This window comes from Thaumasiovibrio subtropicus (assembly GCF_019703835.1).
GTDB lineage: Bacteria > Pseudomonadota > Gammaproteobacteria > Enterobacterales > Vibrionaceae > Thaumasiovibrio > Thaumasiovibrio subtropicus.
Genome location: NZ_AP023054.1, coordinates 90,880 through 106,169, shown reverse-complemented (window position 1 = coordinate 106,169; position 15,290 = coordinate 90,880). Strand labels below are relative to the sequence as shown.

Below are 15,290 nucleotides of genomic sequence, written 5' to 3'. Positions count from 1 at the left end.
GTGCCTACTAATCAATCTTGGGTGGCTTTTCAAATGTGTGTAGCGGCGCAGGCGATGGTACCGTCCACTCCAATCCTTCAGCGCCGTCCCAAGGTTTCGCCGCCGCCTTCTCACCCCCTCGCGCGCACTTAATCACGAGCCAGAGGAAGATCAGTTGCGAGAGGCCAAAGGCAAAGCCGCCAATACTGACAACAGCATTGATATCTGCAAACTGCAATGCGTAATCTGGAATACGGCGTGGCATGCCAGCAAGACCTAAGAAGTGCATCGGGAAAAACAGTACATTGACCGAAATGATCGAGCACCAGAAATGCCACTTGGCCAATCGCTCGTCATACATATACCCAGTCCATTTCGGCAACCAATAGTACGCCGCCGCCATAATCGAAAAGATGGCGCCAGAAACGAGCACATAGTGGAAATGCGCGACGACAAAATAGGTATCATGATATTGAAAATCTGCAGGGGTAATTGCCAGCATCAGTCCGGAGAAGCCACCAATGGTGAAGAGCACGATGAAGGCAATCGCAAACATCATCGGCATCTCAAAGGTTAGCGAGCCGCGCCACATGGTCGCTACCCAGTTAAACACTTTCACCCCAGTGGGCACCGAAATCAGCATGGTGCAATACATAAAGAACAACTCAGCTGCGACGGGCATACCTGTGGTAAACATATGGTGTGCCCACACCAAAAAGCTCAAGCCCGCAATCGACGCTGTTGCGTAAACCATGGAGGCGTAACCAAATAGCTTTTTGCGAGAAAAGGCAGGGACAATGGCTGAAATGATACCGAAGCTCGGCAGTATCATGATGTAGACTTCAGGGTGTCCAAAGAACCAGAAAATATGCTGGAAAAGGACTGGGTCTCCCCCACCTGCCGCATCGAAGAAGCTAGTCCCAAAATACTTATCTGTCAGCACCATGGTGACCGCACCTGCTAGCACTGGCATGACGGCAATCAATAAAAACGCCGTGATGAGCCACGTCCAAACAAAAAGCGGCATCTTCATGTAAGTCATGCCTGGTGCCCGCAAGTTCATGATGGTCACAATCACATTGATCGCGCCCATGATGGAACTGATTCCCATGATGTGAATAGCAAAAACAAACAGACCTGTGCTCTCCGGGCTATACGTCGTCGAGAGGGGCGCATAGAAGGTCCAACCAAAGTTTGGCCCTCCCCCTTCCATGAAGAGCGACATCAACAGCATCAAAAAGGCAAACGGCAGAATCCAGAAACTCCAGTTGTTCATCCGTGGCAATGCCATGTCTGGCGCACCGATCATCATCGGAATCATCCAGTTAGCGAGCCCTGTAAAAGCCGGCATCACCGCGCCAAACACCATGATCAAACCGTGTACCGTGGTCATCTGGTTAAAAAAGTTGGGTTCGACAAGTTGTAGACCAGGCTGAAACAGTTCTGCGCGAATGACCATCGCCATCGCACCACCGACCAGAAACATCGCAAAGCTGAACATCAAGTAGAGCGAACCGATCTCTTTGTGGTTTGTCGTTAGCACCCAGCGCATGATGCCAGTGGGTCCATGATGATGGTGGTCATCGTGATGATCATCCACGATGGTACTTTGCTGGCCGTCTTTTCCTATTGCTTCATTTTCAGGCAATGTATCGCTCATCACGTTGCTCCCTATAAAGAATCGCCATTTAACACTGCCTGCACTTCTGCAGCCTGCACCGTATCGCCCGTGTTGTTCCCCCAAGCATTGCGCTCATAGGTGATAACGGCGGCTAACTCTTTCAAACTCAATTGCGGACCAAATGCCTGCATCGCTGTGCCCGGCTTGCCATGTATCACAACACTCAGGTGCTCAAGCTTGCCATTGGGATCCACTGAGACCCCTTGGCCAGCAAGCCCTGGGAATGCGCCCGTTATCCCTTGTCCATTGGCTTGGTGGCACACCGCGCAGCGTGCGACATAAGTTTTTTCACCCAGCGCCATCAGCTCATCCATCTCCATGTTCATCGAGAGTAGACGTTGTTCTTCCTCGCGCGCTTGTTGTTGCTCTGCTTTGGTCTGTTGTAGCCATGCTTGATAGTCATCGGGCGCTTTGGCTATCACCACAATCGGCATGAAACCGTGGTCCTTACCACAAAGCTCGGCACACTGACCCCGATAGATCCCCGGCTCATCAACCCGTGTCCATGCTTCATTAATAAAGCCGGGGTTCGCGTCTTTCTTCACGGCAAAATCTGGCACCCACCATGAGTGGATGACATCAGTCGATGTGATGAGGAAACGAATTTTCTGCCCAGTAGGGACAACTAAGGGTCTATCGACTTCCAGCAAATAGTTCTTTCGCTTGTCTTTGTCGTTTTCGATTTCGGCAGTTTGTGTCGCGAGGAGAGAGAAGAACTCGACTTCATCGTCGAAATAGCGGTAATGCCACTTCCATTGCGAGCCTGTTACTTGAATCGTCATGTCAGGGTCAGTGGTATCTTCCATGGCGAGAAGGGTTTTCGTGGCGGGAATCGCCATCCCAATCAAGATGACAAAGGGAATCACGGTCCACAATATCTCCACTTTTGTGCTCTCATGGAAGCTCGCTGCGACCGCACCCCGCGATTTCCGATGATGAAATATCGCCCAAAACATCGCGCCGAACACCACCACGCCAATCACGACACAAATATAGAAAATCGTCATGTGCAATTCGTATACTTGCTGGCTCACCTGTGTGACACCCGGCGTCATGTTTAGGCGCATTTCCTCACTGAGCGCTGGAAAGCTAACCAATACAGTCGCGAATAACGCGGACAATTTCCAACGCCATTCCCCAATAAACAGACGACACACTCTCACCCCAACCTCCCTATCCTTCCCACCAAAATGCGTGAGTTAGAACATGAAAAGCCCGCACAAACAGGCAATTCAGTGCATACTTGCCTTAACTAACAAGAAACACACTTAGTAAATTTAACACTTTATTTACATTCAACTTAGGTCAGGAAATTGAAAAAGGACAACTTGAAGCGGGCAAAAAATCACCAAATCAAACACAAACAGTGATCTTAATTGCAGATACCAAAAGAGAATAATGAGAAATGGAAATCTATTTGCACATCCTTTGATAGCCATCTAGGCAGGAGAAAAAGAGACTTAACTTCTATCGATGTGGGAGAGATGACGAAGGGTCACTTGGCATAATCGCCAACTGAGTGCAAAAAAGGCAAAAGTAACGAGAAACTGACCCATTCAAGCCATATCACTCTGAAAAATGCAGTGATTAGCCTTGGATACCTCAAGAGACGGTGATGAGCAACACTTACCAGCGCAGATGCACCATCACGGGGGTAATTCGGTGTTTACAGCGCATTGCAAGCCAACGACGCCAAGGCTGCCAACGGCTGCAATCCACTGACAATGGCGATGCCACATCAACCAAAGACGCCCAAGGCAGCATCTGCAATAACTGTTGACCGGGCTTATTAAAGCCATGTTGGTAACTTTCGCAGCCCAGTGTTTTTCCTAATCGGGTATGGCACCAATCACCAGCTACCACCAACGCCGCTTCACCATGATCAAAATGACGACCAAGTTGGGCCATCAGAGCCGCAATTTGAAGTTTATCCATCTGCAATAGCGCTTGATCAATCAAGACGAGAACTGGGGCATCATTTGGCACAGAAATGGTAGATGGCCAATCTGGGGAGCTAATATCGATAGGTTGTGTATAGTAGCGCTCATTACGATGGAAAAGGCGCTGACGCCATACCAGAGTTTCACTGTTCTCTAGCTCTAACCAGCGACACAGACCGTTATCAAGGCGATAAAAGCGGGTATCCAGACCTGCGCCAATATTAATGACCCAACCTTTGGGGTGCTCGGTCAGAAATTGAGCGACGCGCTGATCGGTCAACTTGGTCAAGGTAGCATGGAGCAGTTGGCGTCCATTAACGTTGCCATCTAAACATTCACTGGCAAGCTCACAACGACGGCAAGCAGAGGCCGCCATAGGATCGTAAATAACGGCATTATCTACCAGGCTTTCTCGGCTACGTAGCCAAAGCGGTGCGATCAATTTGGCAGGAATTTTATAACGCGAACTCCGAGCGTCCCGGCCTTCGACGGGACGACCTTGATTCTGTTCACCACACCGCGGTGGGGATTGGGTCGCTACTGCCTTGATTTCACGTTTCATTAACATCCTCCAATGAAGATGATAATGACTATCATTTAGCAATGCAATAGCTTATCGCATTACATCCAGTCAGTATTGCGAATAACCCCTACTGCAATCCCTTCAATGTTGAACTGCTGGTGCTCCAGATCAACCACGATAGGCGCAAACTCATCGTTTTCGGCATGCAATAAAACCTGCGCGCCTTTGTGTTCAAGGCGCTTAACCGTCACGTCGTCTTCAACACGCGCAACCACCACCTGACCATTTCGGACATCTTGTGTTTTATGCACGGCAAGCAGATCGCCATCTAAAATACCAATGTCTTTCATACTCATCCCATTAACACGTAATAGGAAATCGGCAGAGGGCTTGAACAGGCTCGGATCCACTTGGTAATGGCTCTCGACATGTTCTTGCGCCAAAATCGGCTCACCTGCGGCCACGCGGCCGATCAGAGGCAGGCCTTCTGCATCATCATCGTTATCAGCTTCTAGTAGTAATCGAATACCACGAGACGCTCCCGGAATAATTTCAATCGCCCCTTTTTTTGCGAGGGCCTTTAAATGTTCTTCAGCAGCATTTGCTGAGCGGAAACCTAACTGACGCGCGATCTCTGCGCGCGTTGGTGGCATCCCTGAAGAGTCAATGTGTTCTTTGATTAGATCAAAAACTTCTTGTTGTCGCGGCGTCAACGGCTTCATAACTCACCTGTTTTTTTATACAGTTAGCTGTGAGTATATCCAGTGTATTGGCAATTGCAAAGTGATTAATTCGCCATCAATGCAAAAAAGACCGCGGACATGCCTATCAAATCCAACTCATGGCCGCTAACCGCGCCACAAGCTCCAAAGCGCTTCAGCCCACACATACGCCGCTAAAGCCAACGAGACCATGACCGCGGCCGAGCCTGTATCTTTTGCGCGGCCTGCCAACTCATGGTGTTCATACCCCACCCTATCCACCACCGCTTCCACTGCCGTATTGAGCAACTCGACGACCATCACGATCACCAACACGCTGACCATTGCTACCCGCTGCCAAGGTTCAACGTCTAAATAAAACGCCACTGGAATCAGGACTAATGCGAGGGCACACTCTTGACGAAAAGCGGCTTCAAATTGCCATGCACTGAGCAACCCTTGCAGGGAATATCGAGTAGCATTTACAACACGTTTTATTCCTGTCTCTTTCTTGATCATCATATCTTCTCGCGAGTTTGATAAGGCTCAATAATTGTTTAACTAAATCTAGTTCATATGACTATCCCTGCGATTTATTGCCATTTGACTGCAAACTCGACTTATTTTTCTGCTATCCTTGCCGCGCATAGAGCAACTGAGGCACGTCAATCCATGTCACGCGGGCTATCCCTTTATCACGCTTTACTGAAACTCCCATTGTCACTGTTGGTTAAACCCAATGCGGTCCCTACCGACCCAGTGAATGACTTAGGACTCGATCTCACCAAACCGATCGTGTACGTCCTACCGTTTCAGTCATCTACCGACTTACTGACATTACGTACTGGCTGTCAATCGCTAGGATTACCCGATCCACTTGAGCCACTCGACCTACATGGCACCCAAGTGCACCGGTATGTCTTTGTGGCGAAAGGGCCGAGCATTTTTGGCGATGATAACGCCTTACCTGCGGCATCTCTGCAGCGCTTCCAAACCTTGTTAGAACAGCACCGTTCAGACTCAGAGTTGGATGTGCAGCTGGTGCCTGCCTCTGTTCTTTGGGGACGCAAACCCGGCCGAGAGCAAGACCAAAGCCCACAATTGCGACCCTTAAACGGTCCTGAGAAGGCGTACAACATTCTGACTCAAGGTCGCGATACCTTGGTGCGTGTGAGTACACCCGTATCATTACGCTACATGGCTGATAACCACGGTACCGATGAGTCGATTGCTCATAAACTTGCCCGCGTTGCTAAGATTCATTTCTCTCGCCAACAGCTCGCCGCTTCTGGCCCTAAATTGCCAGACCGCCAAGCACTGTTTAAGCGTTTACTGCAATCCAAAGCGATTGAAAAAGTCATCCAAGACGAAGCGGCTAGCCGCAATGTCAGTGAAGATAAGGTCCGCAAAGAAGCGGTCGATATGATGGAAGAGATCGCCGCCGATTTCTCATACTCCTTGGTGAAGCACGGTGAGCGGGTTCTGGGTTGGTTGTGGAATCGCCTCTATCAAGGCATCAATGTGCAAAATGCCGAGCGTGTTCGTAAACTGGCTCAAGATGGCCAAGAGATTGTTTACGTGCCCTGTCACCGCAGCCATATGGACTATTTGTTGCTTTCCTACGTGCTTTACAAGCAAGGATTAGTCCCTCCGCATATCGCCGCGGGTATTAACCTAAACTTTTTCCCTGCTGGGCCGATTTTCCGTCGCGGCGGTGCATTCTTCATTCGTCGCAGCTTTAAGGGCAATAAGCTCTATTCCACCGTGTTTCGCGAGTATCTCGCCGAGCTGTTTGCGAAAGGGTACTCCGTTGAGTACTTCAGTGAAGGTGGCCGCTCACGCACAGGACGTTTGCTACCCGCAAAAACCGGTATGCTCTCCATGACGATTCAGGCCATGCTGCGCGGTTTGAAACGCCCAGTGACCTTAGTACCCGTATACATTGGGTATGAGCATGTCATGGAAGTCGGTACCTATGCCAAAGAGTTGCGCGGAAAGCGCAAAGAAAAAGAGAATTTTGGCCAAGTACTGCGCATGATTCGCAAGCTACGCAACCTTGGCGAAGGTTACGTTAACTTTGGTGAGCCTATTTCCGTTAACCAATTCCTCAATGAGGAAGTCCCAGCATGGCGTGAGGATATCAATCCGATTGAGCCTGCCAAGCCTCAATGGATGTCACCCGTGGTGAACAAGCTAGCGGTGAAAATGATGACAAACATCAATGACGCTGCCGCCACCAACGCCATGACACTCTGCGCAATGGCGTTGCTGTCATCACGCCAACGTGCCTTAAGCCGTGAGTCTTTGGAAGAACAAGTAGAATGCTACTTACAACTTCTGAAACATGCCCCTTATTCGAGCGAAGTTACCGTCCCCGAAGAGCCTGCAAGTAAGCTGGTTGCGCATGCCGAAGAGATGGATAAGTTTGTCGTTGATCGAGATAATCTCGGCGACATCATCTCGCTTGATCGTGAACAGTCGATTTTGATGACCTATTATCGCAACAACATTATCCATTTGTTTGCGATCCCATCATTAATCGCGCATGTCATTGTTCAGCACCACAGCTTGACCACAGACGAGCTCCAAGAGCAGGTCGAACTCCTCTACCCCTTCCTAAAAGCGGAACTGTTCTTACGGTTTGAAACAGATGCGATCAGCCCGCTCGTCGAAACGACGCTTAAAGAGCTTCATCGCCAACGCTTGATTGAGATAGATGGTATGCATGTCAGCCTCAATCAAAGCCGTATTGGCCCATTACAGCTCCTTGCACGCACGATCAGCGAGACATTGCAGCGTTACGCAATTACCGTAACACTTCTCAATGTCGAGCCTGAGATGCAGCGCAGTGATCTTGAACAACAAAGCCAAGTGCTCGCTCAACGACTCAGTCGACTGCATGGCATCAACGCCCCAGAGTTCTTCGACAAAGGGGTGTTCGCTATTTTAGTCCGCACACTGCGTCAACAGGGCTATCTCAATGACGAAGGCCAAGCATTGGCGAAGCCTGTAGCGAACCTCGCCACACTGCTAGGCGCACTGGTCTCGCCGGAAGTAAAACTGACTATCCAAGCGGTGATGAATAGAGAGCTGAGCCAAAAAGAGGAGCAGTAGCCTCCTCTGCTTTCAACCCTATAAAGCGTGCCTCTTGGCGCGCTTTTTTTATATGGCGTGACCAGCATGAAATCAACACCGCACAGCTTTTGACTTATGGTGTACCAAAAGCGCAATACGCTGTACGAGGCAGGCTGAGGAGCTTTTGGTCTACGGCAGCCCACCAACTCCAGAAGCTGCACAACATAAAATTAACCATAAAAATCAAACAGTTAATAAGTCCGACTTTTGAAGCGTGCACCTTTTAGAGTAGTTGATACATGGGTACACTAAAGCCCTAAGTGCTGTACAGCCATAAAAAAACGCACCCTGAGGTGCGTTTATCAAGCATAGAGAAAGCGCTGTTAATCCAGCAAACGGTCATCCGGCGTCAGAATCGCTCCCCAAGGCAACGTTTCGTCTCCGAGTGTAATGAAGTTAGGATTCTCAAGAGTCTCACGTTCATTGTAAGAAAGCGGGTTTAGGTGCGTGTTTAAAATGCGCCCCCCAGCTTCTTCAACAATGCACTGTGTAGCTGCTGTATCCCATTCCCCTGTCGGGCCTAGGCGCAGATAACAATCGACAGCCCCTTCTGCAACGAGACATGATTTTAATGCTGCTGAGCCCAATGGGACGAGATGGTAGTTCCACGCGGGATCAAGCCGATCGGTAATGGCGTTAATGTTTTGGCGACGACTGATCGCAACGGCAATATTGCGCGTGTCTTGACGGTGACGATGAGTAGAAATAGGAATAGTGCCCTCATCCGGCGTTATCTTAAACGCACCATCGCCTTCAAATGCGTAATAGACCACATCGGAAACCGGCCCATAGACAACCCCCATCACGGGACGATTGTTATCAATCAAAGCAATGATCGTGGCAAAATCACCACTGCCCGCAATAAACTCTTGGGTTCCATCCAGCGGGTCCACCAGCCAATACGTTTGCCACTGAGATCGCTCATGTAGCGGAATCCCCGCGGCCTCTTCAGACAGCACTGGAATATCGGGAGTCAATGCGCTAAGACGCGCGGTAATATGTTTATGTGCCGCAATGTCAGCACTTGTCACAGGGGTGTCGTCAGTCTTCGTTTCTGCGACATAATCCCCTTGCTCATAGATGTCGAGAATCAGTTTTCCGGCTTCTCGAGCAATCTCGACAACAGAAGGTAAATGTTGCTTCAAACTCATTCTGCCTCCTTCTGAGAGAAAAAACGTTGTGCTAGCACCAGGCCTACGATACTGCGGGCTTCAGCAAAGTCAGCATGACTTATCAACTCGTCGGCTTGGGCAAGCGGCCACTTCACTAACTGTAGCGGCTCAGGCTCATCCCCTTCCAGTTTTTCTGGATAAAGGTCTTCCGCGAGCAAAATTGTCATCGTACTGGAGAAATAGGAAGGCGCTAACACCACTTCTTTCAGCGGGGTCAGCACATTGGCACCAAAGCCGATCTCTTCCTTGAGTTCACGATTGGCGGCTTCTGCTACCGTCTCACCCGGGTCGATCAGGCCTTTCGGAAAACCCAGTTCATAGTTTTCCGTCCCCGCGGCATATTCTCGAATCAGCAACAGATCTCCATCCGTTGTCACCGGAACAATCATCACGGCATTGCGGCCCGAAGGCTTCATCCGCTCATAGGTGCGCTCGACACCGTTAGAAAACTGGAGGTCTAATGCTTCGATTTTAAATAGTCGCGACTGCGCGACGACTTGCTTTGAAACGATACGGGGTTTTTTATCTGCCATGCCACTTCCTGTCGCTTTGCCTATGCCAACATTTAAGGGCATGTCAGCGTTGAAATAAAGCTATTTTTACAAAAATGATCAAAGATGTGAGACTTCGAAACATTCACCAAACCCATCATCCGTTCCCCTGATTGGCGAAACCGTGCACGGTGAGATATTTGGCGCACAAACAAAACCCCCCGCTCAGTAAGCGGGGGGTTTTCAAAGCTTTCCCAGACTGCGTGTTATAAACGACCGGTAAACTTGATGGGGTAACGACCATTACTGTCAGGCCGCCCGACAAAACCTAACTGACCGCGTAAGGTCTCTGGAAACTCTGCGCCCGGCGTAAATCCGCCTTCAAGTTCATAACGCTGGTCAGGCTTTAATGTCACCGCCCAGTCACTAGCGATAGCGTCTGACTCTTGGTTTGCTTGCGCTTTCACCGAGCCGCTTTGACAATCGAGTGTTGCCATCGCCAAGCCCGGTGGAATATCACCCAGCGGCGTCCCAATTGCCCCAGATTGCCATGTCAAACGACCATCAAGTTCCTGACAGTAAGGCATTGCCCAAACATAAGACGGCACTGATAACTCCAAGTTACCTTCCAAAGTCACTGGCAAAGGCATTGGGGAGTAATCCATTAACTTGGCAATAGGCATAGAAGCAAACACATTCTCAGCATAAGCACCAGACAAGCCATAGCCCACAACACCACGGCCAGTCACGTTAAGATCACTGCCACGGCCAAAGCGCACATTGAACTCTGCTTTTCCAGTCAGTAATTTTGCTGGTGCCAACTGCCAATTCACTTGGCCCAAATTCTGTCGTTGCCAGCGGATGTTACTCGCACGCCCTTCAAACAAGGTGCCTTGTAGCCCTTCGATCTCAAGACCACGCACTGGAGGCACTTGCTGCATTACCCAAGACACAGGCATGTGTACAACCGCACTCACTAGCAAAACGATGACAAAGCTAAATGTGGTAAAGAGTTTAAATTTCACCTTAATTGCGCCCCAACTGAAGACGGTTTACTTCTATCAACCCATTGCGTTCACCACGGTTGATATCCAAGAACTGTGCATCAATGCCATGCACTTCACGGAGATGTGCTAACCAGTTAAGCAGGTCGTTGTAGGCCAAAGGTTGAATCCAGACTTGTAACTCTTCATTACGCGGCTGCATTCGAATCACACTCACCTTGTAGCGTCGCGCCGTTTCATTCACAACTTGGCTCAAGCCCTTGTCACTGAATGTGGACGCACCACCTTGTCCTCGATTAGCGATAATTTGGTTAGCCTTCTCTTGCACCCAGGTCAGCTGATTGCGTTGGCTAGACACGTTATTTTCAGCACTCGTCGCACGTTCAGTAACCGGTTGCCAGATCCCCCAATAGAGAATACCGACAACCAACACCAAGCCCATACCTAGCACTAATCGCTGTTCGCGCTCACTAATACTGCTCCACCACTGCTTCATGATTTCCTCCGCAGGGTCAGCATCCCTTGCACTTTCTCGTCGCGACGATTCAACTGGCCTTGCTCTACTTCATATTGCTCAGAGAGCAAGACGCGCATCTGTTCAAATGGCGCAAAATCATTTGCCTCACCTTGCAGACGCAGTTCACTGCGATTGTGGTCAAAACGCAACGAGGTCAAAGAAAATTGTGGCACTTTCTTAAAGCTAGGTTCCAGCTCCGCCAACCAAGGTAGAATGCCTTCACCACTGTCTTCACCCGTGAGACGAGACAGCTCACTCTCCATCTGACGGCGCATCCAAGATTGAGTCGGAATGCGGTTTACTGAAGGGAATAGACTGCGGAAGATGCGCTCACTTTCCGCTTGATATTGTGACGCCAACTGTTCACTGCGATAGATGCTAAGACCAAAGTCACCCGCAACCACTGCAAGCCAAAGCCCGACGACCACCGCCACTTTTCGCCAAGGCTTGAGGTGCTTCTTCCAACTTGGCGTTTGACGGTACGCACCGCTCAGCAGGTTCACCCCGCTATCGATCGCCCCCAGTGTCAGTAACTGCATGACAAGTTCTGGTGTCTCAGCCTTCCATTCACCCACCGCATTCGCAGGCTTAGGCGTGAAGTGGGCAACCACATTGTCTTCATGAAGCCACAAAGGTAACCACTCGCTATCTAGCGCCGCACCATGGTGTTCCTCAGTACGAACTAACCACTGCCCATCTAGCTCAGCGGCACTAAAAGCCTCTTCTCTTTTGGGCAAGCAGAGACAATCAGGCACAAACTTTTTCGCGGTTAACCCCGCGTCTTGCAGCGCTGCAATCCACGATGCCATCAATGTATGCTCAACGATAGCCACATCGCCTTGATCACCACGCTTCGCCAACAATTGGATATGTAGGCTATCAATATCTTGTGCTAACTCTTCTTCAAGCAAAAACGGCAACACTTGACCAATTTGACGTCCGCTTCCCGGCGGTAACGTTACCGAGGTTAACACCATTGCCGCAGCATCAACGAGAACGATGATCTGGCGCTGTGGGGCATACTCTTTCAGCTCGTCGAGCTGAGTAATAGAGCCCAAAGTGCCAGATGCGATCACTTCCTTCTGCTGTGGCGACCAGACAAGCCATGGCACCGCAGCATCACTGCGATTGCTCAGTCTTATCGTCAGAAATTCGCTCACTAAATCCTCCAAATCGGCGGCGTACTACCGCGACTTTATCAGCACTGTCTCGTTGTAACAGCGCTGCTATACGAAGTCGATTTCGTTCGACTTCCACTTCAGCGTCCAACTGAAAAAACTGGCTCGTAACAGCAAGTAAACCTGTCGCTCGCTCGCGGGTTTGCTCACTCAAACTTCCCAATTCACTCTGTGAAAGCACATCCTCAACACTTTGCCAGCCATCATAAGGGCGACCCTCGATAAGCCGAGTTGCATTATCTAAAGAGAGATCTGGCTGCAGTAACCCCACCAGAATTGGCGCTTGAGTCACGTGCAAAGTGTTGACATTAATTTTGAGTTCATCGCTTGGCACGGCGCATAGCAATGTACTGACTTTGTTATAAATTTCAGCAGTGACACCTGACACCGCGCGAAACTCCGTTTTATCTGCCATCCATCCGTTAGGCGGCAAGTAAGGGGGTTGCATACCTTCATAGGTACTGTCACCCGCTCCGAACGCGGATTGTGTTGCGGAGTCACCATTGACAAACTCCCAACTCGAATCAGCAATCACTTCAGCTTCGTAGCTTTCTACCCCTGCCTCTTCCAACAGTACCTGCAAACTGCGTACTTCAGGAGGGCGTTGATTCCCATCATTCGGAGGCTGCACATTCGCGAGTGCATTGAGGTTGAAACAGGCCTGATAGTCGTAAATTTGTCCCGTCGCCATGCCGTTATCAAGTGGGTACTTCTGATCTGGCGTTGCCCAGGCTTGACTCAAATTAACCACATCATCGTCATCAATACTCTGTTCAATCGCGACTCTCGCGAGCTCTTCAATGCTTAATGCATACCAATAGCTTTGTTGGCTAAACACCTGATTCTCAGCGCGGAAAAACGTGAGTCGTAATCGCTGTGTCATCGATAAAGCAATGGTGGTCATTAAAGCCAAAACGCTCAACACCAAGATCAATGCGACCCCTTTTTGGCGCTTCATCATGTGGTTGGCTCCTCAGTCTGCACCACCGACTTCGGTAATACGTAAATACGTTCAATCTCACCGTAGTCTTCAAGGGTCAAGGTGACACGCACCCCTTCAGGTAAGCTCCCCCCCTCGCTTAGGTTCGCCGACCAGTCATCGCCCTGATAAAATGCGAATTTCACTTCCGTGACCTGTTGAAGTAGCGGCGTCACCAAGGGCTCTTCACCGACCACACTATCCGGGTAGCGAAAATAAACGCGCTCCAGTGTGTCCTCAATAATGCGGTATCCAACCCGAACGACTTCACCGCGAGAAAACATCGCATTGGGGTTTTGCCAGCCACCACGGGTAAACATAATGCCGTTACTGCTCGAGTCGATAAGGTATTCACCGGCCAGTATTAATTCATTACTCGGTTTTTCATCACCCGGCATGCGCACTTTTCGCGCCACGATTTGCCGAAAGTCGTTATCCATCATCACCAGTGCGCGTTGCATCTCTTCAAGACGCTCACCACGCTCTTGCGAAATCTGATTACTCTTCTGCACACCACTGAGCGTTTGAAAGACCATTAAGCTCAACATCGCCATCACGGCAATGGCGACCAAGACTTCGATCAAGGTAAAACCTATCTGACGCTTCATTTAGCCTCCCAGATAGGTTCGTACAGAATGGACACTGTTCTTACGCTGTGAATCGGTATAGACAGTGACATCCACGGCTTTTAGCAGCCCTTCAGCGGTATCGACGCTCTGTACTCGCCAATACCATTCTACGCCCGCCAACTCTGTCTTCCCTTGTCGGGTCGAGCTTGGCGCACGTCCATCAATTTTTACCAGTGCCATCTGGTTATCCGCGACCATGGTCGCAAACATCTTTTGTTCAATATGGCTCATGCTGTTTAAGTGCTGGCCAACAGCAAACTGCACACCCAGTGCGGCCGTTGCAAAAACAACCAGCGATAGCATCACTTCCAGCAGTGTCATTCCCCGGCTACGGCGCATCTTCTTCAGGCTCCTCTCCCGGTGCCAACAACTGCAAGCGTCCTACTTCATTACCCAACAAACGCCATGGTGGCTCGGTGTTCGACCACTCTAACGTAATTTCAAACGGGGTGAGCTCCCCACTCGCCATGACAACAATTTGCGGGTCGTTTTTTCGTTCCTCTTCTTCATCGCGGAACATATCTTCATCAAAGAGCGAGCCCGGCTTAAAAAGTGTGCCACGCTGCTCCCAAGAAAAACCGAGCATATCCACACCCAGTTTCAAGTCTTGGTCTTCAAACTCAACCCGAGAAAAATAGGCTGAATCTTCAATGTTTTCCCAGCCATCTCGTGTCAAACGGCGAAACTCATACCCTTCGCGTCCCACCCAAATACCAAAATCGGTACCCGTTAACACCGCCTGCTCACCGAGTAAGCGGGTTAACTGATACATACGTCGCGCTTCTTCTTCGACGTTGTCTTCCTGACTCTGCGGGATCATCACTACCGCCGCCATGGCGATGCTGGCCATCAAGATAACCACGAGCATCACTTCAATCAGGGTAAACCCCGCCGAACGCGATCGCATTAGAAGTCCAACATATTCCAGTTGCCGATGTCAGTATTGATGCCTTCACCGCCCTCTTGGCCATCCGCGCCTAGGCTAAAGATATCAACCGCACCATGCTCACCCGGGTATACGTACTGGTAGTCGTTGCCCCAAGGGTCTTTCGGCAAACGGCGAATGTAGCCACCTTCGCGGTAGTTACGCGGCTCAGGGCTAGAACTCGGTTTAGAAACCAATGCATCCAGACCTTGGTCCGTTGATGGGTACACGCTGTTATCAAGACGATACATATCCAACGCACCTTCAAGTGCACTGATATCTGTGACCACTTTCTGTTGGTCGGCTTTCTCTTTGTTACCCAGCAGGTTAGGAACAACCATACTGGCTAGCACTCCTAAGATGACAATGACGACCATCACTTCTAAGAGTGTGAAGCCGCGTTGCTTTCGACGTTGCATGTTTTTCTCCAAAATAA

16 protein-coding genes are annotated in these 15,290 nt (G+C 49.9%); 1 reads left to right on the top strand and 15 read right to left on the bottom strand.

What is annotated here, in order from left to right:
* Nucleotides 1-7: 7 nt before the first annotated feature.
* The 5 genes from ctaD to TSUB_RS00465 all read right to left on the bottom strand — a co-directional run bounded on the left by ctaD (nt 8) and on the right by TSUB_RS00465 (nt 5,346).
* Entirely contained in the window at nt 8-1,639 is a 1,632-nt protein-coding gene (gene ctaD / locus TSUB_RS00485) for a cytochrome c oxidase subunit I (protein WP_414718351.1), read from the bottom strand.
* 11 nt (nt 1,640-1,650) lie between these two features.
* Complete coding sequence (coxB, locus tag TSUB_RS00480) at nt 1,651-2,727, bottom strand: cytochrome c oxidase subunit II (RefSeq protein WP_087023491.1); 1,077 nt, start codon at nt 2,725-2,727, stop codon at nt 1,651-1,653.
* 559 nt (nt 2,728-3,286) lie between these two features.
* Nucleotides 3,287-4,162, bottom strand: coding sequence for a class I SAM-dependent methyltransferase (locus TSUB_RS00475; RefSeq protein ID WP_087023303.1), 876 nt, complete (start codon nt 4,160-4,162; stop codon nt 3,287-3,289).
* A gap of 59 nt (nt 4,163-4,221) precedes the next feature.
* Nucleotides 4,222-4,845: a transcriptional repressor LexA gene (gene lexA / locus TSUB_RS00470; protein ID WP_087023301.1), complete on the bottom strand. Its 624-nt coding sequence runs from the start codon at nt 4,843-4,845 to the stop codon at nt 4,222-4,224.
* Nucleotides 4,846-4,971: 126 nt separating this feature from the next.
* Nucleotides 4,972-5,346, bottom strand: coding sequence for a diacylglycerol kinase (locus tag TSUB_RS00465; RefSeq protein ID WP_202819766.1), 375 nt, complete (start codon nt 5,344-5,346; stop codon nt 4,972-4,974).
* 150 nt (nt 5,347-5,496) lie between these two features.
* On the opposite strand from TSUB_RS00465, the gene plsB reads away from it, so the two are divergent.
* On the top strand, nt 5,497-7,938 hold the full coding sequence (gene plsB, locus TSUB_RS00460) for a glycerol-3-phosphate 1-O-acyltransferase PlsB (RefSeq protein WP_087023299.1): 2,442 nt from the start codon (nt 5,497-5,499) through the stop codon (nt 7,936-7,938).
* Nucleotides 7,939-8,282: 344 nt separating this feature from the next.
* On the opposite strand, the gene cysQ is transcribed toward plsB, so the two are convergent.
* The 10 genes from cysQ to gspG all read right to left on the bottom strand — a co-directional run bounded on the left by cysQ (nt 8,283) and on the right by gspG (nt 15,273).
* A complete protein-coding gene (gene cysQ, locus TSUB_RS00455) occupies nt 8,283-9,110 on the bottom strand; it encodes a 3'(2'),5'-bisphosphate nucleotidase CysQ (protein ID WP_087023297.1) in 828 nt (275 codons plus the stop codon).
* Nucleotides 9,107-9,664, bottom strand: coding sequence for an ADP compounds hydrolase NudE (gene nudE, locus TSUB_RS00450; protein ID WP_087023295.1), 558 nt, complete (start codon nt 9,662-9,664; stop codon nt 9,107-9,109). The genes cysQ and nudE overlap by 4 nt, the downstream gene beginning before the upstream one ends.
* A 224-nt stretch (nt 9,665-9,888) precedes the next feature.
* On the bottom strand, nt 9,889-10,647 hold the full coding sequence (locus TSUB_RS00445; protein ID WP_087023293.1) for a type II secretion system protein N: 759 nt from the start codon (nt 10,645-10,647) through the stop codon (nt 9,889-9,891).
* 1 nt (nt 10,648) lies between these two features.
* A complete protein-coding gene (locus TSUB_RS00440) occupies nt 10,649-11,122 on the bottom strand; it encodes a type II secretion system protein M (RefSeq protein ID WP_087023291.1) in 474 nt (157 codons plus the stop codon).
* On the bottom strand, nt 11,119-12,303 hold the full coding sequence (gene gspL / locus TSUB_RS00435; RefSeq protein WP_087023289.1) for a type II secretion system protein GspL: 1,185 nt from the start codon (nt 12,301-12,303) through the stop codon (nt 11,119-11,121). Before gspL ends, TSUB_RS00440 begins: the two co-directional genes overlap by 4 nt.
* Nucleotides 12,263-13,282, bottom strand: a complete 1,020-nt coding sequence (gspK, locus tag TSUB_RS00430) for a type II secretion system minor pseudopilin GspK (RefSeq protein WP_087023287.1) — start codon at nt 13,280-13,282, stop codon at nt 12,263-12,265. The genes gspL and gspK overlap by 41 nt, the downstream gene beginning before the upstream one ends.
* The gene (gene gspJ / locus TSUB_RS00425; RefSeq protein ID WP_087023285.1) at nt 13,279-13,908 is read right to left on the bottom strand and encodes a type II secretion system minor pseudopilin GspJ; all 630 of its coding nucleotides are present in this window, start codon (nt 13,906-13,908) and stop codon (nt 13,279-13,281) included. The genes gspK and gspJ overlap by 4 nt, the downstream gene beginning before the upstream one ends.
* Nucleotides 13,909-14,268, bottom strand: coding sequence for a type II secretion system minor pseudopilin GspI (gene gspI / locus TSUB_RS00420; protein WP_087023283.1), 360 nt, complete (start codon nt 14,266-14,268; stop codon nt 13,909-13,911).
* Nucleotides 14,258-14,836 (bottom strand): type II secretion system minor pseudopilin GspH, encoded by a 579-nt coding sequence (gspH, locus tag TSUB_RS00415; RefSeq protein ID WP_087023281.1) that lies wholly within the window; start codon nt 14,834-14,836, stop codon nt 14,258-14,260. The genes gspI and gspH overlap by 11 nt, the downstream gene beginning before the upstream one ends.
* Complete coding sequence (gene gspG, locus TSUB_RS00410) at nt 14,836-15,273, bottom strand: type II secretion system major pseudopilin GspG (protein WP_087023487.1); 438 nt, start codon at nt 15,271-15,273, stop codon at nt 14,836-14,838. The genes gspH and gspG overlap by 1 nt, the downstream gene beginning before the upstream one ends.
* Nucleotides 15,274-15,290: the final 17 nt, after the last annotated feature.